Here is a 24,364-nt window from a genome sequence, read left to right on the forward strand (position 1 = left end):
TGTCACTCCCTTGCTAAAATCTTTACGTAGTTAACACCGCCAACATTTTCGATAGAATTAACTAATTCGGAGAAATCTCCTGAATCCTCAAGAACATCTACTGAAATAGTAACTGTAGCGAATCCGTTGACTGGAATACTTTGGTGTACTGTCAAAATATTCACATGAAAATGAGCCATCTCCTCAAGTACCTTGGAAAGAATTCCAGGCTCATCCTCTAATTGGATGACCATATTAACGGTTTTCCCTTTTGCATCCTCGTGGAATGGAAAAATGTCATCCTTATACTTATAAAAAGAGCTACGACTAATTCCAACCTGTTCTGTAGCTTCTTGAACTGAATCACACTTGCCAGTTTCAATAAGCTTCTTCGCAGCTACCACCTTAAGCAAAACCTCAGGAACCGCCTTTTCTTTTAAAACAAAATAGGTAGTCTTCTCTGCCATATATCCTCCATAAGTGTCTTTAGCACAAAAACATTTGTACACGCTCAGAAGATAATAACATTAAACACTACCTAATTTCAAGTACTATATTAAATTATTGCCTAGTAAAATTAGGCTTTTTCGTTTTTTAGTCCTCAGCAGTAGCTCCACGGTCTGGACAACCAAGAGAAAGCCACTTGAGATAGGCATTCATAAATGGTGTAAGCTTGCCATCTAATACTGCATCTGCATTGCCTGACTCCTCGCCTGTACGAAGATCCTTGACCATAGTGTATGGCTGTAATACGTATGAACGTATTTGATTTCCCCATCCTATATCTGAGACTTCGCCTCTGATTCCACTAGCCTTGGCTGCATTCTCCTCCTGTTTCAAAAGAAGGAGCTTAGTCTTTAACATCTGCATTGCCTTATCCTTGTTTTGGAACTGACTACGCTCATTTTGGCAAGTAACAACTATTCCTGTAGGGAAATGTGTGATACGTATAGCCGAGCTGGTCTTGTTAATATGCTGGCCACCAGCACCTGATGAGCGATATGTATCAATACGGATATCCTCTTCTTTGATTTCAACATCCACATCCTCTTCTATGTCAGGCATAACATCGCATGATGCAAATGAAGTCTGTCTCTTACCCTGTGCATTAAATGGAGAAATTCTAACAAGTCTGTGAATTCCCTTTTCTGATTTAAGGTAGCCGTATGCATTTTCTCCATTAACCTGAAATGTGACTGATTTGATACCAGCCTCATCTCCCTCCTGGTAATCAAGCTCCTCAACGGAAAATCCAGCATCAGAAGCCCAACGAGAATACATACGATAAAGCATCTGCACCCAATCACATGCCTCAACGCCACCTGCTCCAGAATGAAGTGTCACAATAGCGCTGTCACTATCATACTCTCCCGATAAAAGAGTCTTCATTCTAAGAGTCTCTAAGTCACTTTCAAACTCTTCTATAAGAAGGCCAACAGTATCAACTATCTCCTGGTCCTCCTCTTCATTTCCAAGTTCGATGTAATCTTCTATTTCCTTATATAAGTCCTCAAGCTTATCGATGATTAGAACATCATCCTTCATGGACTTAAGCTCTTTCATTTTATTGGTAGACACTTGCGCATCTGCCCAAAAATCAGGAGCTTCCATCTCGCGCTCAAGCTCTTCTATACGAGCCTTCTTAGCTGCGACGTCAAAGTGAATCCCTCACTTCCGTCATAGAATTTTTGTGCGACGCAAGTCGCTGTTTGAACTGATCAAGTTCTATCACGAAATCACCTCTTTTCAATTCTCGCTTGTTACGCTTTTTACACCCGCCTGTTACGCTCTCAATCCTTACTATTGCATCACTCGACTAACACGTCTCGCTAAGCAACAGTAAGAGATTGATAGCTACAGGCTATTTTAAAATAGCTATTACTGATAAAACTATTATCCACCACTATTTCTTGCTATAACTTGCTCTGCCACTTGTACTACTGGCGCAATACTTCTAAGGCCTTCTGAAGCTGATTATCAAACTCTACAGCATATTCATCATCCTCGCCACCTAAGAATTCATATTCTATGACAACGTCCGGTGTGATGCCCTGGCCGTGGATACACTCTCCACTTGGAGTGTAGTACTTATTAGTAGTAAGCTTAATAGCTGAACCATCCTGTAATTGAAAACTTGTCTGAACAATACCCTTACCATAGGTCTGTGTGCCAATAATAGTGCCATACTTAAAATCACGTATAGCTCCTGTAAAAATCTCAGCAGAAGATGCTGTATTTCCATTAACTAGTACTACTGTAGGAATCTCTTTGTGGCTAGCATCTGAATTGTAATCTCTGCGATTGCCCGCCTTGTCCATTGTGTACATTACAGTACCCTTTGGCAAAAGATAATCTAATATATTAGTAGCTGTATCAACTATACCGCCACCATTGTTTCTCAAATCATAGATAACAGATGTCATGCCCTGAGCCTGTAAATCCTCAAATGCTTTTTCAAATTCCTTATCTGTGCTTCCTGTAAATTGAGAAATCTGGATATAACCGATATTGTCATCCAGCATCTTATAGGAAACTGTCTCAACCTCAATAATATCTCTAACTAATGTAATCTCTATTTCTTCGCCGTCTCTATCAATAACAATAGTCACTTCTGTGCCTTCATCGCCGCGAAGATATTTAGATACATAATCCTCAAGTGAATAGTTGACACCCTTATGGCCATCAGCAGAAACAATAATATCTCCTTCTTTGACGCCTCCCTTTTCAGCTGGAGAATCAGCATATACCTTTGTAACTACTACCTCTCCTGTGTCTGCATCCTTCTGAAGACCTGCGCCAATTCCACCAAAATTGCCATTGACTACGCTACTATATTCTTCATATTCTTCTGGTGTAAAATACTGAGAATATGGATCCTCAAGACTTTCAAATACTCCATGATATGCTCCATTTTGAAGTGTCTCTTGATCCACATCATTATAATAATAAGCATCTATCAAGTTCTCTAAATATGACAGTTTAGAATCGGCATTTTGCATGATTTTAGCATTCTGTGTATCTATATAGCTTTTGCTTATAGCCATGGTAATGCTAGTGCCAACAATTATTCCTATAAATACGTATAGCGCTATTGCTAAACTCTTATGCACTTTCTTTTCACCCTGAGGATTCTCCTCTACAGGGTTTAGATTTTCGACTTCCCCAGAACTCGCCTCTGTGTTAAGACTTGTGTTTACTTCTTCAAATTCTTCATTCATTACTATTCCCTCTGTTCAAAATAAAACTAGTTGCTAACCATATACTAAAAGTGCCTCGGCGTCTGCCAAGGCACTCCCCAGATTTCATTATTATACTAAACTCTAAGATGTTTATGCAAGGTCAGTCTAGAACCTACCCAACCGATTCCCACACCAAGTATTAATGATATCGGTACAAGAGTGTTAAATATTGTCTTTACTGGTATGAAAGAAACCATGCTACTTAAGAAATTAAACTCGCTTGCTGCATAAGCAACTACCTTTTCATATATAAAGAACAATAATACAAGAGGAATGATAGAACCTATCAGACCAATTGCAATACCCTCTACTACGAATGGAGCTCTGACGAATGCATCCTTGGCTCCTATCAACTTCATAATGGCAATTTCTTCTCTACGGACAGAAATACCAACCATAACTGTATTACTAATCAAGAATACAGATACGAATAACAGAATAATGACAATTGCCATTGAAACTATCGTAATCGCACTGTTGATATCCGTAAGTGTCTTAGCTGCTACCTCAGATTTGTTTACTTTTCTGACGCCTTCAAGTCCTTCGAGATAAGATACAAGAGTAGACTGCATAGAAACGTCACTGAGATATATCTCATAGTTAGCAGAATCTGCAAGAGGATTATCCTCTCTAAAACTCTCAGCTGCCTCTGGGTGTCCCTCAAAATAAACTTCTTTGTAATTCTCCCAAGCATCTTCAGCTGAAACGAAATTGTAAGAAGCTACTTCTGGGCGTTTTTTAATCTCTGAACCTATTTCATCAATACGCTCCTGAGTAATACCCTTGTCAAAGAAACAAGTTACTGCAACGCCTTCCTCAGCTTCCTTAAGCATAGTCTGGAAGTTGGTGCCAAGTGAATAGAATATACCAAAAAGGAAAATACAAGCTGTCATAGTCGCTATAGATGCCAATGAGAAAAGCTTGTTTCTCCAAATATTTTTAATACCCTGGCCAATGTTATATAAGTGAGTGCTAATCTTCATAGTCATCACCTCCAACGTCACTTACTACCACGCCTTTTTTAATGGTGATAACTCGTTTATTCATAGCTCTAACTATTTCCATGTTATGGGTAACCACAACAACTGTTGTGCCTCTGCGATTAATCTCTTCTAACAATCGCATGATTTCCCATGTGTTATCGCTGTCAAGATTACCTGTAGGCTCGTCAGCAAGAATGATTTTAGGCTCATTTACTAAAGCTCTAGCAATAGCAACACGCTGCTGCTCACCACCAGATAACTGGCTAGGTCTTGACTTATATTTTGCTGCAAGTCCTACAAGAGAAAGCATTGTAGGAACTCTCTTTTTAATCTCACGATTTGATGACTCAACAACCTTCATAGCAAATGCTATATTTTCATATACATTTCTATCTGGAAGAAGTCTAAAGTTCTGGAATACAACGCCAACATTTCTACGGTACATTGGAATCTTTTTGTGTGTAACCTTTTTAAGGTCCTGACCGTTAATGTAAATCTTGCCTTTTGTTGGCTCCAATTCCTTAAGGAGAAGTCTAATAAGTGTAGACTTACCAGATCCTGAATCACCAACGACGAAAACAAACTCGCCTGGATCAATGTGTATAGTCACATCCTCTAAGGCTGGCTTACCAACCTCATAGGACTTGCTAACGTGATCTAATCGTATCAATGTAAGTACCTCTTTCTTTATTACCTAATATGAAGTGCTAGAATTTTTCATCTTCCATGTACTTCATGTATTTTACTACCATAAGCGCAATCTTAAATGTGATTGCATCCTCGAAAATACGCAAGTCGAGACCTGTGCTCTTTTCAAGCTTATCCAAACGATAAACAAGAGTATTACGATGGATATAAAGCTGTCTAGATGTCTCAGAAACATTTAAGCTATTCTCGAAGAATTTGCTGATTGTAGTCAAAGTCTCTTCATCGAAATCGTCTGGAGACTTATTTTCAAAAATCTCTGATATGAACATCTTGCAAAGTGGAATTGGAAGCTGGTATATGAGACGGCCAATTCCAAGAGCTGAGTATGCAATGATTCGCTTGTCAGCAAAGAAAATCTTGCCAACATCCATAGCCATAGATGCTTCCTTATATGAACGAGAAACTTCCTTAATCTCTCCTACAACTGTACCATAGGAAACTCTAATGTCTTTAGAATTCTTGTCATGGAACGCATCGATAATAACCGCAGCAATCTTATCAATGTCTGCGTATGTGTCATTCTCTCCAAGTTCCTTTACTACTATGATATTGTGCTCATCTACAGCAGTAACAAAATCTCTTGTCTTGCCACCAAACACGGAGCGAACTCTATCAAGCTCATCTCCGTCCTTATCAGGGCCTACCTCAACAATCATAACTACACGACGTGCATTTATGTCTACATGAAGCTTTTTAGAACGATTGTAGATATCTACAAGAAGTAAGTTATCAAGGAGCAAGTTCTTAATGAAGTTGTCCTTATCAAATCTCTCCTTATAGGCAATCATCAATTCCTGAATTTGGAAAGCAGCAATCTTTCCAATAGTAGAAGCCTGCTCATCATCACCCTGGGCTAAAATCACAAATTCAAGCTGCTGATCATCAAACACCTTAAAAAAGTGACATCCAAGTGCGACTTGACTATCTGCCTCAGAAGAAGCAAATACCGAAACAGCATCTGTATATCCAGCAGTATCCATAAATGTGCTGGCACATACAGTACCCTCGGAATCCATTACAGCCAAATCAACTTTTGTGAGCTGATGCAAGCCCTCTATTGTATTTTGCATAATCTGATTCGAAATCATATCGAATACCTCCTATGTAATATATGCAATATAAACAATGCTAAATCCTAATTTTGCATACTATTTCACATAACCTATGCCCATTCTAATATAAATAACCAAAAAATAAAATAGGAAACTGGGATTTTGTTATGCAAATTTACAACTAGTATCCATTTTGCCCAAATATCATTTGTAAATATTGATACAATTCTCTCTGTTTTCAGAAAACGTCAGCTTTTTTCTGATAAAAAGCCTTTCTCTATTTTGTCAATCTTTTACTACAAAATGCCAACTTTTGTAAAATTAAGACAAAACATTCGTTTATGTGGATTGTGGATAACTTTTCACAATTTTCATCGTTTTCGGTGGATAAAGTGGATAACTCGTTTACAAGTCCGATTTTCAGCCTTGATTGTTTGACAATTTGTTGATTAATTGTTACCGACTCCCCACATACTATATTATATGTATTTTTAACTTCTTCTGTTTTTGTGCAATTTTTAAAATCAAGCCAAGTTTTTTGAAATTTAAAATTCTGACAATTAGTGTTTCTTATCATCCAATATTACAAAATTCCTGTTTCAAGACACATAAATCGTTTTCGTAACTTGATGAATATTACAAAAACAAAGGACACCGAAACTCCGGTGCCCTAAATTATTTATATTTTTAGAAGATTCGTCTAATAGCTAAGATATTCTTGTAGTTAACATTTGAATATGTGATACCTGTTCTGTATGTAGATGCATGTAATAACTGACCATTACCAGCATAGATACCAACATGACCTGAGTAACATACAATATCACCTGGCTGCATCTCATCATAAGATACACCGTAACCAACGCTACGAAGTGCACTTGATGAATGAGGAAGACTAACACCAAATGCTGAGTATACACTCATAACAAATCCTGAACAGTCTGTACCATTAGTAAGTGATGATCCACCATATACATATGGATTACCAACGAACTGTGCACCATAAGAAACTACTGAACCACCAGTGCTACCTGAAGGTGCTGCATAAGTCTTTCCTGATGATGAAGATGATGACGATGAAGATGATGATTCATTAGCCTGAACTGCCTGTGCAGTAATTGTAGCCTTCTCAGCTGCCTCTCTAGCCTTCTGCTTTTCCTCTTCCTCGCGAGCCAAACGAGCAATCTCAGCATTCTTTGACTCAGCTACTGTAAAGTCTGTTGAAAGAGAAACATAATCTAAACTAACGTAACCCTCTCCAGCATTACATGTTACCTTAACCCAGCCATCTGCTGCTGTAGACTCATCGATAACTGTAACATCATCGCCGTCAGGAATCATATCAATAACGTCTGAATCTGTAGTAGCCTCTTCTCTAACATAAAGAGTAGTAGTATGACATGTAGCAAGACGTCTAGAAACTGACTTAGCAAGCTCCTCGTCATTCTGTACTACGTACTCGCTCTTAACATAACCTGTAACATCACCAGATGTGATCTTAAGCCATGTACCATCCGCTGCCTCAACAGTCTCTGAAACTGTAGCTGCTGAATTGTTATAAAGCTTTCCAACATATTCGCTATCAGGAGATGCTGACTCTCGAATATATACATAGTTATCAACCTGCGCAATTGCTATATTTGCATAAGGATCATCCGCTGAGGCAACTTTCTCTGCCTCGTTAGCGGCAAGCTGTGACTCTGCTGAAATAGCAGTAGCATCAGCAAGCATATAGTCAACTGTAAGCTGTGCACCAGCGTATGCACTGTAATCAGAATCCTCTAATGTACCTGTCACACTAGACAAAGCACTAACGCCTGATACAGCACTAGCAGCATCTGATGTAAGAGCTATGCTAGATGCTAAAACACACGCTGCAAGTGAATAGCTAACAGCTTTTGTCAATTTTAAATTCATTTGTAAGAAAACCTCCAAATTTATTACAAACTTGTTACGACTGTGTTGACATTATATAATCTAAATTTGCCTCTGTCAACCCGTAAATTACCTCAAAAGTTTTATGTTTTTTAGGAGTTTAAAATCCGTAATATTCGTAATATTTTAGTAAGTTATTTAGCCTGTAAATATCTCTGGGCAGATGTAATGGCATTAGCTCCATCTGCTGTAGCTGTAATAACCTGCTTAAGCTGCTTAGCTCTTACGTCCCCTGCAACAAATATGCCTGGCACATTTGTCTCGCAAGTCTCATCAGCTATGATATAACCTCTCTCATCAAGCTCAGGCAGACCTGCTATTGATGCTGTGTTTGGAGCAGTACCAACCGCAATAAACACTCCATCCACCTTAAGAGTGGAAGTCTCTCCTGTCTTCTTGTTTTTAATTGTAGCTGACTCCACAGCCTCAGTTCCATTGATTGCCTCAACTGTAGTGTCATAGATTATTTGAATTTTGTCAGATGAAAGAACCTGCTGTTGCAAAGAAGCTGCGCCTCTAAACTCAGCTCTCCTGTGAATTAGATATACCTTTTCGCAGAATCTGGCTAGGTAAACTGCATCCTCAAGAGCTACATCTCCGCCACCAACTACAGCCACTGTCTTGTCCTTGAAGAAGGCTCCATCGCATGTTGCACAATAAGAAACGCCCATACCTGAAAATTCTTCTTCGCCAGGACAACCAAGCTTTGTATTGGAAGCTCCTGTAGCGATGATTACAGCCTTTGCTAAAAAAGTAGCCTTCTTAGTAATGAGCTCCTTGAGGCCATCCTTCTCATTAATAGAAGTAACTCGTCCTCTAGCGAACTCAACTCCAAGCTTTTCGCAATGGCTGCGCATGCTCTCTGCCAACTGGGTGCCTGATACACCGGGAAGTGCTGGATAATTATCTATCTCGTATGTATTAAGAATTTGCCCCCCACTAATAGAACTGGTATCTAAGACAAGAATGTCAAGCCCCGCACGCTTGCCATAAATACCAGCTGTAAGCCCAGCTGGGCCTGCACCTATTACAATTACATCATAAACCATAAAACTTTATTCTCCGAAAAATTACTTTGTAGCGATGGCCTCTGCCTCTAATAAAACATCCTTAGGAATACGTGCCACCTCAATGCAAGAACGAGCTGGGAATGGCTCTGGGAAATACTTAGCATATACTTCATTAATAGCTGCGAAATCATCCATGTTCTTGATGAAGACTGTAGTCTTAACAACATTTTTCATAGATGTACCTGCTGACTCTAAAAGAGCTGTCATGCTCTTGAATACTCTGTCTGCCTGTGCAGCTGCACCCTCTGGAATCTCTCCTGTAGCTGGATCTACTGGAATAATACCTGATGTATAAACCATTCCATTGACCTCGATAGCCTGTGAGTAAGGTCCGATAGCTGCTGGTGCCTTGTCTGTTGCAATTACGTTTTTCATTACATTTCCTCCTTTTGTCTTTCAACTCATTTCTAGCATAAATTATATATAGTATATCACTAATCTGATATTATATGCGGCGAATTTTACCACCTTCGAGAGAAATTTTACGTTCCTTATATAAACGTCCTACGGCTCGCTTAAATGCAGCCTTTGAAAGTCCTGTCTCTCTCTTAATAACTTCTGGAGATGCCTTTTCTGTAAAAGGTAATACTCCTGCATAACTATCAATCAAATCAAGAAGAGCCTCTGCATCCTCATCCATCTGAACGTATGCCTTGTCTCTGATTGTAACGTCACACTTGCCATCTTCTTTTATTCCTGTGATTCTAACCATAAGAACATCTCCAATTCTAAATTTGGATACATCCTCATGACGAGGAATCATAGCAGAATACTTATCCTCAAGTGCAACAAATGTACCGAAGTCATGACCGAACTCATAAATTCTAGCCTCAACCTCATCTCCCACCTGATAAGGTGGCTTCTTGGAAAGCATATCATAGATGCCCTTCATGCTGGCACATAATCTCTCGCTTTTATCAATGTAGACTCTTACTAAAATCTCATCACCTTCACTTGGCTGACGAGTCATTTCCTTAAATGGTAAGAATAAATCCTTTTCAAGACCCCAATCCATAAATGCACCAACTTTATTAACCTGGCTAACGGTAAGCAGACCGTACTGGCCTAAAGTAAGTTTTGGGGTGTTGGTGGTAGCAATAAGCCTGTCCTTGGAATCCTTATATATGAAGGCAGATATCTCATCGCCAATTTTATAATTCTCTGGAACCTGCTTTTTAGGAAGCAAGACTCTATCTGTACCATCAGATAGGTATACTCCGAATTCTACCTTTTTTTCTATCTTAAGCTTTTGTATTTCTCCTAGCTTCATTATTTGTACTCCACTATTGTATAAACTTCATCGTCCTTTTTAAGAACTACCTGGTAACCCTTTTCTAATTCTACCAAATATACATCCAACTCATCAAATAGCAGAGCTGCTTTTTTATAGTTGACTGTAATCTGAGAAAAGTCCTCTTTTGGAAGATATCTTCTGGTCACATCTATATAGAAGGAATTGTTCATATGACCATTAGTATCGATGTGATTTTCATTAACTTTGAACTTACCAACAAGCTCGCCCTCATCTCTGTACTGAAGCTTACTTCTGTCAAATTTAAAATCCGGCTTAGCATCATCAAGAGGATAAGCTTCTATAATTTTATCATTTAATCTTGCAGGGTGAAGACTCTCAAGATTCATCAGCACCCAAAGAGAATCTGCATATATAAGAAGTTCTCCATCTTCTTCTGATTCAATAACATATACACGGCGCGCCATCATTCCGCGAACCTGATATGGATAAGTCGATATCTTGATACGCTCCATATATTTAGGAAGACGATTAATATGAATCTCATATGTTGTAACGAACCAGCCTAGATTAAGTGGTGCAAGATAATGAACTCCAACTCCCACATCATCAGAATGGAAGCAGCTGCAATCCTGCATGTAATTTACCAAATTATAATATGTAAGATTAAGATTAGCATCTACCTCACTGTAGCTGATCCTGTCACTATACTGATACATTATGTTACCTCCATAAAAGAAAAAGACCTAAGCGCTATGCTTAGGTCTTAGCTGGCCCACAAGGATTCGAACCTTGAAATGACGGAGTCAGAGTCCGTTGCCTTACCATTTGGCGATGGGCCAATATAGCTTAAATTAGCTGGCTGACTGTCTTATCGGCGTCAACGAATGCTATTATAAAGCATAGATTTTAAAATAGCAAGCACTTTTTCAAACCTTTTTTAAAAATTTATCAATTGCCCATCTAAAATGGCGTACTTAATCTCGTCATCCCAGGAAATTAGGGCACTTCCAGCGGTTTTATCAGCTACCGCTTTTGTAAATTCCTCAACAAATTCAGATGGTATTACAGATTTAATTACTACATCAGCACCAAAATCTGTATTTAAAATAGGAAAATCTTTTTCACGTAGAATGTATTCTAATTTTCCATAACCATTGTAATCGGTAGTAATATGACAGACTCTTCCCTTTTTAGGCGCAATAAGTCTTGCGTTTTTAAGTCCTTCCTGGACAGACTTCTGGTAGGCGCGAACCAATCCGCCAGTTCCAAGCAAAACTCCACCAAAATATCTGGTAACCACAACTACACAGTTATGAACATTTTCCTTGAGAAGTACATCAAGCATTGGTCTGCCTGCAGTCTGGGCCGGCTCACCATCGTCGTTGCATCGGGTTATTTCATTGTTGTCACCGATTACAAAGGCAGAGCAATTGTGTCTGGCATCCCAGTATTCCTTTTTCTTTCCATTAATAAATGAAACAGCCTCCTCCTCAGAGGTAACAGGTGCCACGTGAGCAATAAATCTAGACTTCTTCTCTTCTATTTCACCCTGGCCTGCTTCATATACTATCTTAAACTCTTTTTCTTCCATATCTGTCCTATTCTTTTAAAATACCGATTCTCTTTATTATAAATGAAGAGTTTGCTATAATGAAGTCTAAATTGGAGGTTATTATGAATTACGGAAAAGAAAATGCAGCTAAGCGATCCGCACAGCTTGCAGGACGAGGCAAACGCAAACGCCACAGTGCAGGGCTTGCCATCATTCGTATATCATTGATATGCATTGTCTCTGTATTTGTTGCTGGTGGAATATTTGCTTACCTCTACGCAAAAAATCTCATCTCCGAACTTCCTGAAGATGTGTCAGAGATTAATATTTCCCCTACTGGTTATTTAAGTAAGGTTTACGATTCAGATGGTCATGAAATCGAGACTCTTGCAGCTACCGGTTCAAACAGAACTTATGTGAAGCTAGAGAATATTCCAGAGAATCTTCAAAATGCTTTCATTGCTATCGAGGATTCACGTTTTAGAGAACACAATGGTGTAGATATTCAAGGTATCATTCGTGCAGCGTACACCGGTGTTACAAATGGTTTTGATTTCTCACAGGGTGCTAGTACAATCACCCAACAGTTGCTTAAAAACAACTACTTTACAACTTGGACTTCAGAGCATACCTTTATCGACAGTATCAATCGTAAGATCAAGGAACAGTATTTAGCAGTTCAACTAGAAAAGGTAGTCAGCAAGGATACCATCCTTGAAAACTATCTCAATAGTATCAACTTAGGTCAGAATACTCTTGGCGTTGAAGCTGCTTCCCAAAGATATTTTGGTAAGTCAGTTTCAGACCTTAGCCTTTCAGAATGTGCTGTTATTGCAGGTATCACTCAGAACCCTACAAAATATAATCCTATTTCTCATCCCGAGGACAATGCAAAGCGTCGTAAGAAAGTCTTAGGCGATATGCTTAAACAGGGTTATATAACCGAATCTCAATACAAAGAAGCTATTGCAGATGATGTATATGATAGGATTCAGGTTGCTAATACAGATTATGGTACTTCTTCTACTTCTTACTTCGTTGATGCTTTAACAGATCAAGTCATCGATGATTTACAGACTAAGTTAGGATATTCTGAAACAGAAGCTTATAATCTTTTATATTCTGGTGGACTTTCTATTTATTCTACACAGGACAGTTCAATTCAGACTATCGTAGAGGAAGAAGTAAACAACACTGAAAACTACAATGATATAGAAAAAATTTCTTTCTCATATAGACTTACAATAACAAAGGCCGATGGTTCCACTGCAAACTATTCAGATATAACAATGCTTTCTTACTACCAAGCAAGCGACAAAAATTATGATTTGGAATTTGATTCTCAAGAAGAAGCAGACGCAGCCATCGCAGCATATAAAGACGCCATCATGGAAGATGGTGACGAAGTTCTTGCTGAATCCGTCACCTACACATTACAGCCTCAAGCAGCTATGACAGTTATTGATCATTCCACTGGTCAGGTTGTGGCTTTAGTTGGTGGTCGTGGAGATAAAAAAGCGGCCAAGACTCTTAACAGAGCAACAGGCATTACTAGACAGCCTGGTTCTACATTCAAGGTCGTAGCATGTTATGCTGCAGCACTTGATGCAGGCGGTATGACACTTGCATCTGTTGAAAATGATATGCCTACCACATATGCTGATGGTACTAAGCTTTCCAACTACAATAAGGAATACTTGGGCTGGACCAATATTCGTACAGCTATTACATATTCTATTAACGTAGTTACAGTTGAGGTTATGCAGGATATTGGTACAAGCCTTGGTTATCAATATGCTCAGAACCTTGGCATCACTACCCTGACTGATACAGATAACAATGCTGCTCTTGCACTTGGTGGTATCACTAAGGGTGTTACAAACTTAGATTTAACTACAGCCTATGCAACAATAGCAAATGGCGGTGAGTATAATTCACCAATCTTCTATACGACTATAGTTGATCATCAAGGAAATATAATTCTTGATAACAGAGAGAATCAATCAAAGCGTGTTTTAAAAGAAACTACTTCTTGGTTACTTACAAGCGCTATGGAAGATGTTATGACAACCGGTACTGGTAAAGCTGCCAACTTTGAAGGTATGGCTATAGCTGGTAAATCAGGTACTACAACCAAAAACAAAGATACAGTATTTGCCGGTTTCACACCTTACTATACAGCAGTTATCTGGGGTGGATTTGATGACAATACCCCTCAGAGCTATACAACATACTCTAAGGTAATTTGGAAGGCAGTAATGAGCCGAATTCACGAGAATCTTGAGTACAAAGATTTCACTAAGCCTAGCGGGATAGTTACCAAACAAGTTTGTAAGAAATCTGGTAAGCTTGCTATTCCTGGTGTATGTGATTGTGACCCTCGTGGTTCTCAAGTTTACACAGAGTACTTCGAAGAAGGTACAGAACCTACCGAAACATGTGATCATCACTACGCCGGAAATGTATGTACCGCAACTCACATGTTTGCTAATTCAGAATGTCCATATTACACCGGTGTATTTATCCTAGGTGCAGCACCTGGTTCTGCAGATGCACAGTATGGATTAGATGCCGCTACATTTGGACAGTATTGCCCTATTCATGGTGGATATCCGCTACCTAACTCCGGAGCAATCGGAGGTGGTGGAGCAATTGCTCCAGCCAATCCAGGAGGCGAAGGCACAGTAGAAGTAGTTCCTGCAGCGCCACCTGCGGCACCTGCCGCACCAACACCTCCAGTAGCACCTGTGGTGCCAGGAGTACCAGGTGCACCGCCGCAATAAATTAGGTGATTTATAATTTTTATAATAAAAACCCCTAGTAACTATCAAGCTCTTTGTGTTCCTGCAGGTCACATGTTAGTGACCGGAAGGAATATCAAAGGCTTGAGAGTATAACTAGGGGATTTTTTGTATTATTATAAAAAGCTAAACATAAATAAATCCCCCTAGTAGCTATCAAGCTCTTTGTGTTCCTGCAGGTCACATGTTAGTGACCGGAAGTAATATCAAAGGCTTGAGAGTTCGTAAATAGGGGGATAGATTTTTGTATTATAATTAAAAACTAGCAATAATAAATCCCCCTAGTAGCTATCAAGCTCTTTGTGTTCCTGCAGGTCACATATTAGTGACCGGAAGGAATATCAAAGGCTTGAGAGTGTAACTAGGGGGATTTCCAGATTTCCAATGTTATTATTAATTAAACTTCAAAAATCATATCGCCGTAGCTTGGCATTGGCCATGATTCCTTATCCACAATCATCTCAAGTGCATCTACAGGAGCACGAAGCTCTTCCATAGCCTTAACAACTTTATCGTGATAGAAGTTAGCCTTCTTGCAGCTATCAGCCTTCATTGTGTATGCCTTCTCATTAGTCTCGCGGAGATTAACAAGTGCATCCTTAGCTTCACGAAGGTAATTAGATACCTTGATAAGAAGCTCCTTCTGAGTGCTTACATCAGCTTCAGGACATGCATCTGCAATAGTGCCAATAGAAAGTCCAAGCTCTGTAGCATAGCTAATTACAGCTGGAATAATCTGCTTTGACGCCATATCTATCATTGTACGAGCCTCAATATTGATTGACTTAATATACTGCTCATACTCAATCTCTGCACGTGACTCAAGCTCTACCTTAGAGAATACTTTAAACTTCTCAAACATAGATACTGTAGCCTCTGTTGTAAGGGCTGGAATAGCCTCTACAAGAGAATTAATGCTTGGAAGACCTCTCTTCTTAGCTTCCTTAATCCACTCGTCTGCATATCCATTACCGCTAAATACGATGCGCTGGTGCTCTGTAGCAAGCTTCTTAATCATATCATGAACTGCACTGTCGAAATCCTTAGCTTTTTCAAGCTCATCACATGCCTCACAAAGTGCCTCTGCCATGATTGTATTTAAAACTACATTAGGCTCACCAACTGAATCCTGAGATCCTGGCATTCTGAACTCGAATTTGTTTCCGGTGAATGCAAATGGTGATGTACGGTTACGATCTGTTGCATCCTTTCTGAAATCAGGAAGAGTCTTAACACCTGTAGCAAGCTTTTCGCCCTTTTTAGATTTTGTAGCTGTACCTGTTGAGATAAGCTGAGTCAATACATCCTCAAGCTGCTCTCCAAGATATACAGATATGATAGCTGGAGGTGCTTCGTTACCACCTAATCTGTGATCATTTCCTACATCTGAAGCAGACTCTCTAAGAAGATCTGCATGCTTATCTACTGCCTTAAGTACAAGGCAAAGAATAAGTAAGAACTGAACATTCTCATGTGGTGACTTACCTGGCTCAAATAGATTGATACCATCATCTGTTACAAGTGACCAGTTGTCATGCTTACCAGAACCATTGACACCATCAAATGGCTTCTCGTGAAGTAGACACTGAAGTCCATGGCGATTAGCCACCTTACGAAGAGTCTCCATAATAATCTGGTTGTGATCAACTGCAACATTGCACTGTGCATAAATAGGAGCAAGCTCGTGCTGAGCTGGTGCAACCTCATTGTGCTGTGTCTTTGATGATACTCCAAGCTTCCAAAGCTCTATATTTACATCGCGCATATAAGCCTCTATACGCTCTGGAATTGTACCGAAATAATGATCATCCATTTCCTGTCCCTTTGGTGGCATAGCTCCAAAGAGAGTACGACCTGTATACATCAAATCTTTTCTAGCAAGATACATCTCACGATCAATAAGGAAATACTCCTGCTCTGCGCCGACTGAAGGAATAACTCGTTTTGATGTAGTATTTCCAAATAATCTAAGCAATCTAACAGCCTGCTCTGAAACAACTTCCATAGAACGAAGAAGTGGAGTCTTCTGATCCAAAGCCTCGCCTGTATATGAACAGAAAGCTGTAGGAATGCAAAGCGTTGCACCTGCTGCATCCTGTCTAACAAATGCAGGAGAAGTAGGATCCCAAGCTGTATAGCCTCTTGCCTCAAATGTAGCTCTAAGGCCACCTGAAGGGAAAGAAGATGCATCTGGCTCGCCCTTAATCAATTCCTTACCAGAAAAGCTCATTAAAACTTTGCCGCTAGGAAGTGGGGCTGAAATGAAGGAATCATGCTTTTCAGCTGTTATACCAGTAAGTGGCTGGAACCAGTGAGTATAATGAGTTGCTCCCTTTTCAATTGCCCATTCTTTCATCTCGTGAGCAATAACATCTGCTGTCTCTAAATCTAGCTCCTTACCCTCAGAAATTGTCTGCTTCAGTTTCTGATAGGTCTTCTTTGGGAGACGCTCCTGCATAACAGAATCGTTAAAAACATTCTCGCCAAAGATGTCTGCCACATTAAAAAATTCTTCCATTAATTTGTAATCCTTTCAAACATTATATAGAAATAGACAATCAGTAAAATGCACCGATTGTCTATTCTAAAAGCTCATGTAAGAGCTATTACATCATGATAAATTAAGCCTTTCCAACTGAACCGAAAAGCTCCATCTTTTCCTTAACTGTTGCCTTGATAGCATCTGTACCAGGAGCTAAAAGCTTACGTGGATCGAAGCCCTTACCCTCAAGGTCCTTACCAGCCTCGATGTACTTACGTGTAGCATCAGCAAATGAAAGCTGGCACTCTGTATTAACGTTGATCTTTGAAACGCCAAGCTCGATAGCCTTCTTAATCATATCAGAAGGGATACCTGTACCACCGTGAAGAACGAGTGGCATAGCACCTGTCTTCTGCTGGATAGCATCAAGTGTCTCAAATGAAAGTCCCTGCCAATTCTCTGGGTACTTACCGTGGATGTTACCAATACCAGCTGCAAGCATATCAACGCCAAGGTCAGCGATTGTCTTGCACTCGTTAGGATCAGCACACTCGCCCATACCTACAACGCCGTCTTCCTCACCACCGATTGAACCAACTTCGCACTCGATAGAAAGACCAAGACCGTGAGCTACGTTAACGAGCTCTGTAGACTTAGCAAGGTTCTCCTCGAATGGATAGTGTGAACCATCAAACATGATTGATGTGAAACCAGCCTTAATGCACTTGTAGCATCCTTCGTATGAACCGTGATCAAGGTGAAGTGCTACAGGAACTGTAATACCAAGCTCCTCATCCATAGCCTTAACCATAGCAGCTACTGTCTTGAAGCCAGTCATGTACTTACCAGCGCCCTCAGAAACACCAAGGATTACAGGTGAATTGAGCTCCTGAGCTGTAAGAAGAATGGCCTTTGTCCACTCAAGGTTGTTGATGTTAAACTGACCAACTGCATAGTGGCCTGCTTTTGCCTTATCAAGCATTTCTTTTGCAGAAACTAACATAATTATTCCTCCATAAAAACGTTATTTGGGTCATTTGACCCCATCTAACGCAAATTTTAACATAACGATAAAGTCTATTCAATAGCTATTTGTAGGGCACTTTGCTCATCCGATACTTCTACTGACTTGTGACTTCCACCATATTCTCCATCTAAAGTCCAAGGGACTTCCTCTGCAGAGGTGAATTTTATATCACTAGTCTGGAATGAGTAAACCATATCTGAATCAGGTATAATGCCTGTCATAAAGCCAAGAATCTCGTTGAGTTCGATTGGATTTCTAGGCATCTTAATAAGAGTGACCTCAAATACTCCATCGTTGAGGCCTATATCGCCTCTGATAATACCCTGGAAGCCACCTACTGATTTGGAATTAGTAATCATTCCGTAAATAAATTCATCATAAACTACGTTGCCGTCATGCTCCACCTGCATTCTGAATGATGGAATATCACGCAACTGTTTAGCACCCTCTATGATATAAGCAGCGTGTCCAAGAATATTTTTCATGTCCTGAGAGGTAGCATAGGATACTTCTGTAAAGATACCAAATGCAGCCACATAAACAAATGAATCTGAATTAAATCGACCTATATCACATGGAAATAGGTGATCAGATACACTAATCTGGGCTGCATTTAACATGTTCTTATCTATGCCCAGAGAATTTCCAAAATCATTTGTAGAACCAGCCGGAATATATCCAATAGGCTTTCTCTTAGATGGCTCTAGGGTCATCATACCTGTTACGACCTCGTCCAAGGTACCATCACCACCGGAACAAACGATTCTATCAAAATTCTCTGCCTGCTCTATTGTCTGCTTTGTAGCATCGCCTCCAGCCTGTGTAATATGAACACTGACTTCGAAACCTGCCTTAATCATAATATCGAGGATGTCCGCAAGATGTGCTTTTATTTGCCCCTTACCTGAACGGGGATTAATAATAAATAATAATCTCTTTGACATAAGCCTCTACCTAAATAAGTTTATTTTGTAAGGAATTCTGAGAGCTCCTCTACTGCCTTTTCCTCATCATCTCCTGCTGCATCAATTACAACTCTAGAGCCTGATGATAAAACTAAACTCATCATTCCCATGATACTCTTTGCGTTAACTTTCTTTTCATCCATCTCGAAATAGATTGAGCTGGTAAACTGATTCGCAAGCTGCACCAAATGTGCGATAGGTGTTGCTTCCATCGAATTCGACATCTGGATAGTAACTTCTTTTTGCATGACGTCCTCCTGAATAACTAAATAAAACCTCTACTGGCTACCTCAACTCCCTAGCTATAGCTGCCAGCTTTTTTAACCTGTGATTAACTCCTGATTTGCCAATTGGTGGGTCTAGATATTGACCTAAATCTCCCAAAGGTGTGTCCGGATAATCGAGTCGTATTTGGGCTATTTCCTGTAATTGGACAGGCAATGTATCAAGGCCAAGCTTCTCATCTATAAGCTTGATGTCCTCGATTTGACGAACTGCTGCACTAACAGTCTTGCTGATATTAGCAGTCTCGCAGTTAACCTTGCGGTTTATTGTGCCACGAACTTCTTTAACTATACGGATGTTCTCCAGCTCCATTACAGAGTGTGCTGCCTCCATTATACGAAGAGCCTCAACTATCTGAGCTCCCTCCTTAAGGTAAACAACAATCTTACCATTTCGCTCTACTTGCTTAGCTTCTACATCAAAAGCACTCATTGCTCTAATAATTAAATCAGCCTGTTTATCATTAAAGCATACAATCTCGAAATGATATCCCTTGTTAGGATCTGTGATTGAGCCAGCCGCTAAAAAAGCGCCACGTATAAATGCTCGCTTGCAACAAGGCTGCTGCAATACTAATTCATCTACCGATGTATTATCATCTGATAGCTTGAGCATTTTACGAGTCTCAAATAAGACATCCCCATTAAATGCTGTGACATCTTTCCCTATATTAAGTGTTTTATTTAATAAAGTAAAGACCTTTCTATTTAATACATCATTTGAATCATGTTCTAATGAATCAATTCCATGCAATGTTATAATCCCCGCGAGCTCTGCAACTATGCAGTGTCTGCTCTTAGGGATTACTTTAAAAAGCTCTTCTTTAACTTTCTTTGAAAATGACAATTATTTTCCTCTCAATGCATCTTTTCCTATATCACGATGCTCTATTTTAAGTCCGTAAGACTCATCATTGTTAAGTGCCTCAAAAATCTCGTCAGCCAAACATACTGAACGATGCTTGCCGCCAGTACAACCAACTGCAATGACAAGCTGATTTTTTCCTTCCTTAATATAATTTGGAATGAGAAACTTTATCAAGTCAGTAGTCTTAGCTAAGAATGTCTGAGCCTCATCATATTTTAAAACAAAATCCTTAATGGGCTGGTCGTTGCCGGTAAAAGGTCTCAAGTCAGTATCATAATATGGATTTGGTAAAAATCTAACATCAAAAACCAAATCCGCATCCTCTGGGATACCATATTTGAAACCAAATGACACGATTGTTACGAAAAGGCTCTTGTAATCTGCATCCTCAACAAAAATCTTTTCAAGCTCTTCCTTCAGTTCTCTTGTAAGAAGATGAGTAGTGTCTATTACATAATCAGCCTCGTCCTTTAGGAATCCGATAGATTCTCGCTCTTCCTGGATACCAGCCATGATGCGCTCCTTACCAGAAAGAGGATGGTTTCTACGTGTTTCCTTGTATCTTTTAACAAGTACATCGTCCTCAGCATCCAAAAACAATATAGAATATTGACGCTGATCATTGTCCAATTCTTGCAATATATCTGGTAAAAGCTTTACAGCGTTGCCGCCTCGCACATCTATTCCAACTACAATTTTCTTGTCGAAGGTACCATTTTCAGCCAATTCTACCACTGACTTAAGTAATTGTATAGGCAAATTATCCACACAATAATAGCCCATATCCTCAAGCATTTTGAAAGCTGTATTTTTACCTGCTCCAGACATTCCTGTCAAAATAAGTAGCTTCAATGGATGTTCCTCCCAACTATTCTTACCTCTGGTGAAAGGTGAACGCCAAATTTATCAAAAACTTTTACGTCTACATCCTTCATCAATTGTAGTACATCTGCTGCCTTAGCATTTCCTTTATTAACTACAAATCCACAGTGCTTCTCAGAAACCTGAGCGTCTCCAACGCTATAGCCTCTAAGGCCTGTATCATCTATTAATTTGCCTGCAAAATATCCTTCAGGTCTCTTAAATGTAGAACCTGCGCTTGGGAAATTAAGAGGCTGCTTAGAAATACGCTGCTGTCTGATGTCATCGATTCTGGCCTTAATCTCCTCTTCGTTACCTTTATCAAGCTTAATCACCGCTGAAAGCACATAACCTCCATCTTCCATTAAAGAAGAATGGCGATAGGACATGTGTAAATCATCTGGTGTCATTACCTTAGTCTCTAAATCGTCTGTGAGAATAAGCACTGACTCTATTATGTCCTTCATCTCTCCACCGTAGGCGCCTGCGTTCATATATACCGCACCACCAATGGAACCTGGTATGCCGGATGCAAATTCTAAGCCTGTAAGACCTGCATTTGCAGCTGCATTGGCAACCGAAGAAAGCATTGCACCTGCCTCCACAACCATAGTGTCTCCATTGATTGTGATAGCATCTGAATTCTTGCCTAAGGAAATCACTACACCGTCAATTCCCTCATCAGATACAAGAAGGTTGCTGCCATTGCCAATGATCATGAACTGAACATCCTGCTCCTTAAGGTACTTAATCAACGGGATAATAGATGCATAGTCTGGCTCAATATAAATATCTGCCGGACCGCCAATTCTAAAAGTGGTATGCCCCTTCATAGGTTCATCCACAAAGACTAATGCCTCTGGAAATTTTGTATTTAAATCTTCTGCTAATTCTTTATAGTTCTTATTAAGCATGTTTAATAAATGCCTCGTAACCTAATAATGCCTCGTATAAATCTACTTTTGAGATAATCTCACATGGAGCGTGCATTGAAAGCACAGCAACTCCAGAGTCAATTACCTGCATGTTATAATTGCCCATGATGTAGGCGATTGTTCCGCCACCCCCCTGGTCTACCTTGCCAAGCTCTGCTGTCTGCCAGAATACATTTTCCTTTTCCATGATGCCGCGAATCTCGCCAACGTATTCAGCTGAAGCATCGTTAGAGCCGCCCTTGCCTCTTGCACCAGTGTACTTGTTAAATACAACACCACGTCCAAGATATGCAGAGTTGTTCTTCTCAAATGCTGAAGCGTAAGTAGGATCAAATGCTGCTGATACATCTGATGAAAGAACCTTGCAATTTGTAAGAGCTCTGCGAAGCTTGAGCTCAGAATAATCACCTAAGCAATTGAAAAGTTCTGCCACAGTGTTCTCAAAGAATCTTGATTCCATACCTGTAGCACCTACTGAGCCGATTTCTTCCTTGTCCACTAGGATTGCACAAGCTGTCTTCTTAAGCTGCTCTTTGCAATTTACTAATGCCATAAATGAAGGGTATGCACAAACTCTATCGTCATGGCCATATCCCAAAATCATAGAACGGTCAAATCCAAAATCTCTAGCTGGACCAGCTGGAACCACCTCAATCTCTGCTGAGATGAAGTCTTCTTCCTCAATGCCGTACTTGTCCTTGAGAAGCTTTAACACATTTGCCTTAACAGCTTCCTTTTCTTTCTTACCGCTCTTTGAGAACTCAGGAATACTTCCAACGATGACATTTAAGTCCTCGCCCTCTATAACCTTGGCTCCCTTTTTATCCATCTGGTCTGCTGCAAGATGGATAAGCAAATCAGAAATACCAAATACTGGATCAGATGGGTCCTCGCCAATATTTACTATGACAGACTCACCATTTTTCTTAATCATTACACCGTGAAGTGCAAGTGGAATAGTTACCCACTGATATTTCTTGATTCCACCATAATAGTGTGTATCTAAAATAGCTAAATCGCTGTCTTCAAAAACTGGATTCTGTTTTAAATCCATACGTGGGCTGTCGATGTGCGCCCCAAGAATATTGATACCATTTTCAAGTGACTCTGTACCAATATTAAATAAAATAATCTCCTTGCCCTTGTTAGCTGTGTATACTCTGTCACCAGCTTTGAGCTTCTTGCCTTCTTTTATAATCTTATCAAGATTCTTGTAGCCTGCTTTCTCAGCTTTCTCAATAAAAAAGCTTACACATTCTCTCTCTGTCTTACATTCTGATAAGAATTTTCTATAATCTTCAGCAAACTTAAATACCTTTTTCTTATCTTTCTCTGAGGTATATTTTTGCCATGCATTTTTACGTTCCATTATTTATAACTCCTAACTCTATAACTTAAGCTTTATTTATTCTCGTCTAGATTGTCCTGTACTCTACGATAAAGCTCCTCTGCTGCATTGTAACCCATCTTTTTCTGACGATGGTTAACTGCTGCTGTCTCACAAATAATAGCCAGATTTCGACCTGGTCTAATTGGAAGAGAATGGCATGTTACATCAATGCCAAGAATATTCATGTACTCGTCTGTCATACCTAGACGGTCGTATTCCTTTTCTTTTGTCCAATCCTCAAGCTTGATAACAAGATCAATACGCTGCTCATCCTTAACTGCCTCAACACCATAGAGTGACTTAACATCGATAATGCCAATACCTCTAAGCTCGATAAGATACTGAGTGATAGATGGTGCTCTACCATATAGTCTCTCGTTATTAGGACGACGAATCTCAACCACATCATCTGAAACAAGTCGGTGGCCTCTTCGGATAAGTTCCAATGCTGCCTCTGACTTACCTATTCCAGACTCTCCAGTAATAAGAAGTCCCTCACCATATACATCTACAAGTACGCCGTGAATTGTAGTGTATGGAGCAAAATCCTTATTAAGGGAGAAAATCAAAGCTGACATAAACTCAGATGTAGCTCGCTCTGTTCCAAGAATTGGAACGTTAGCCTTAACTGCTTCCTCAAGTAAAATATCTCCTGGCTTCTCACCACGGCAGAAAATAATACATGGAATATCATAAGAGAAAAGCTTTCTAAAACTCTCTGCCTTTTCTGCATCTGTCTTCTTAGCAATATATGCAACCTCAACGTTTCCGATTACCTGGATACGCTTTGGCTCGAAATGCTCATAGAATCCATGAAGCTGAAGAGCTGGTCTGTTGACATCAGCAACAGTTACATGAATATCTTCTAGATTGAGCTCAGGTGTATAGTTAATAAGATTAAATCTCTCCTGCACAGTTGCAACAGTAACATATTTTGTATTTGCCATAGAAATTCCTCCCACATTATACTATAAAATC

At 39.7% G+C, this 24,364-nt stretch carries 22 protein-coding genes and 1 tRNA gene; 1 reads left to right on the top strand and 22 read right to left on the bottom strand.

From position 1 onward, the window contains the following. Positions 1–2 precede the first annotated feature (2 nt). The 13 genes from F0Q01_RS06785 to F0Q01_RS06845 all read right to left on the bottom strand — a co-directional run bounded on the left by F0Q01_RS06785 (position 3) and on the right by F0Q01_RS06845 (position 11,812). On the bottom strand, positions 3–446 hold the full coding sequence (locus F0Q01_RS06785; protein ID WP_090153767.1) for an ACT domain-containing protein: 444 nt from the start codon (positions 444–446) through the stop codon (positions 3–5). A 127-nt stretch (positions 447–573) separates the two neighbouring features. After that, positions 574–1,711, bottom strand: a protein-coding gene (prfB, locus tag F0Q01_RS06790) for a peptide chain release factor 2 (RefSeq protein WP_143096641.1) whose coding sequence is annotated in 2 segments (ribosomal slippage) — positions 574–1,635 and positions 1,637–1,711 — 1,137 coding nt in all. Because the reading frame shifts where the segments join, the coding sequence is not laid out codon by codon here. Between the two features lie 205 nt (positions 1,712–1,916). Further along, complete coding sequence (locus F0Q01_RS06795) at positions 1,917–3,197, bottom strand: S41 family peptidase (RefSeq protein WP_090487710.1); 1,281 nt, start codon at positions 3,195–3,197, stop codon at positions 1,917–1,919. Positions 3,198–3,292: 95 nt separating this feature from the next. After that, entirely contained in the window at positions 3,293–4,201 is a 909-nt protein-coding gene (gene ftsX, locus F0Q01_RS06800) for a permease-like cell division protein FtsX (protein WP_090153774.1), read from the bottom strand. Beyond that, the gene (ftsE, locus tag F0Q01_RS06805) at positions 4,191–4,871 is read right to left on the bottom strand and encodes a cell division ATP-binding protein FtsE (RefSeq protein WP_090153776.1); all 681 of its coding nucleotides are present in this window, start codon (positions 4,869–4,871) and stop codon (positions 4,191–4,193) included. The genes ftsX and ftsE overlap by 11 nt, the downstream gene beginning before the upstream one ends. 37 nt (positions 4,872–4,908) lie before the next feature. Next, positions 4,909–5,997, bottom strand: a complete 1,089-nt coding sequence (locus F0Q01_RS06810; protein ID WP_090487713.1) for a PucR family transcriptional regulator — start codon at positions 5,995–5,997, stop codon at positions 4,909–4,911. 651 nt (positions 5,998–6,648) lie between these two features. Beyond that, entirely contained in the window at positions 6,649–7,878 is a 1,230-nt protein-coding gene (locus F0Q01_RS06815) for a C40 family peptidase (protein WP_090487719.1), read from the bottom strand. Positions 7,879–8,030: 152 nt separating this feature from the next. Further along, the gene (trxB, locus tag F0Q01_RS06820; RefSeq protein ID WP_090487722.1) at positions 8,031–8,945 is read right to left on the bottom strand and encodes a thioredoxin-disulfide reductase; all 915 of its coding nucleotides are present in this window, start codon (positions 8,943–8,945) and stop codon (positions 8,031–8,033) included. Between the two features lie 21 nt (positions 8,946–8,966). Continuing rightward, a complete protein-coding gene (locus tag F0Q01_RS06825) occupies positions 8,967–9,341 on the bottom strand; it encodes a RidA family protein (protein WP_090153784.1) in 375 nt (124 codons plus the stop codon). Positions 9,342–9,411: 70 nt separating this feature from the next. Beyond that, complete coding sequence (locus tag F0Q01_RS06830; protein ID WP_090153785.1) at positions 9,412–10,236, bottom strand: S1 RNA-binding domain-containing protein; 825 nt, start codon at positions 10,234–10,236, stop codon at positions 9,412–9,414. Beyond that, positions 10,236–10,937 (bottom strand): acyl-[acyl-carrier-protein] thioesterase, encoded by a 702-nt coding sequence (locus tag F0Q01_RS06835; protein WP_090487724.1) that lies wholly within the window; start codon positions 10,935–10,937, stop codon positions 10,236–10,238. Before F0Q01_RS06835 ends, F0Q01_RS06830 begins: the two co-directional genes overlap by 1 nt. Positions 10,938–10,988: 51 nt before the next feature. Continuing rightward, positions 10,989–11,060, bottom strand: a tRNA-Gln gene (locus tag F0Q01_RS06840). Between the two features lie 98 nt (positions 11,061–11,158). Then, positions 11,159–11,812: a YigZ family protein gene (locus F0Q01_RS06845; RefSeq protein ID WP_090487727.1), complete on the bottom strand. Its 654-nt coding sequence runs from the start codon at positions 11,810–11,812 to the stop codon at positions 11,159–11,161. An 83-nt stretch (positions 11,813–11,895) separates the two neighbouring features. On the opposite strand from F0Q01_RS06845, the gene F0Q01_RS06850 reads away from it, so the two are divergent. Further along, complete coding sequence (locus F0Q01_RS06850; protein ID WP_090487729.1) at positions 11,896–14,556, top strand: transglycosylase domain-containing protein; 2,661 nt, start codon at positions 11,896–11,898, stop codon at positions 14,554–14,556. Positions 14,557–14,971: 415 nt separating this feature from the next. Here the strand turns inward: F0Q01_RS06850 and F0Q01_RS06855 are convergent, their stop codons facing one another. The 9 genes from F0Q01_RS06855 to hprK all read right to left on the bottom strand — a co-directional run bounded on the left by F0Q01_RS06855 (position 14,972) and on the right by hprK (position 24,333). Continuing rightward, positions 14,972–17,092: a glutamine synthetase III gene (locus F0Q01_RS06855; RefSeq protein ID WP_090487732.1), complete on the bottom strand. Its 2,121-nt coding sequence runs from the start codon at positions 17,090–17,092 to the stop codon at positions 14,972–14,974. 103 nt (positions 17,093–17,195) lie between these two features. Continuing rightward, complete coding sequence (gene fba / locus F0Q01_RS06860; RefSeq protein ID WP_090153795.1) at positions 17,196–18,059, bottom strand: class II fructose-1,6-bisphosphate aldolase; 864 nt, start codon at positions 18,057–18,059, stop codon at positions 17,196–17,198. Positions 18,060–18,133: 74 nt separating this feature from the next. Next, positions 18,134–19,027 carry a diacylglycerol/lipid kinase family protein gene (locus F0Q01_RS06865; protein ID WP_090487735.1) on the bottom strand — a complete coding sequence of 298 codons (894 nt, stop codon included), beginning with the start codon at positions 19,025–19,027 and terminating at the stop codon, positions 18,134–18,136. Between the two features lie 20 nt (positions 19,028–19,047). Beyond that, positions 19,048–19,296 carry an HPr family phosphocarrier protein gene (locus F0Q01_RS06870; protein ID WP_090153799.1) on the bottom strand — a complete coding sequence of 83 codons (249 nt, stop codon included), beginning with the start codon at positions 19,294–19,296 and terminating at the stop codon, positions 19,048–19,050. Positions 19,297–19,333: 37 nt separating this feature from the next. Beyond that, complete coding sequence (whiA, locus tag F0Q01_RS06875) at positions 19,334–20,179, bottom strand: DNA-binding protein WhiA (protein ID WP_090487737.1); 846 nt, start codon at positions 20,177–20,179, stop codon at positions 19,334–19,336. Beyond that, a complete protein-coding gene (rapZ, locus tag F0Q01_RS06880) occupies positions 20,180–21,052 on the bottom strand; it encodes an RNase adapter RapZ (RefSeq protein ID WP_090487739.1) in 873 nt (290 codons plus the stop codon). Then, positions 21,049–21,975, bottom strand: a complete 927-nt coding sequence (gene murB / locus F0Q01_RS06885; protein ID WP_090487742.1) for a UDP-N-acetylmuramate dehydrogenase — start codon at positions 21,973–21,975, stop codon at positions 21,049–21,051. The genes rapZ and murB overlap by 4 nt, the downstream gene beginning before the upstream one ends. Beyond that, positions 21,968–23,365: an aminopeptidase gene (locus tag F0Q01_RS06890; RefSeq protein ID WP_090487746.1), complete on the bottom strand. Its 1,398-nt coding sequence runs from the start codon at positions 23,363–23,365 to the stop codon at positions 21,968–21,970. Before F0Q01_RS06890 ends, murB begins: the two co-directional genes overlap by 8 nt. 32 nt (positions 23,366–23,397) lie before the next feature. Continuing rightward, positions 23,398–24,333 (bottom strand): HPr(Ser) kinase/phosphatase, encoded by a 936-nt coding sequence (gene hprK / locus F0Q01_RS06895; protein WP_090487749.1) that lies wholly within the window; start codon positions 24,331–24,333, stop codon positions 23,398–23,400. Positions 24,334–24,364 lie beyond the last annotated feature (31 nt).

The organism is Pseudobutyrivibrio xylanivorans, assembly GCF_010906925.1.
Taxonomy (GTDB): domain Bacteria; phylum Bacillota; class Clostridia; order Lachnospirales; family Lachnospiraceae; genus Pseudobutyrivibrio.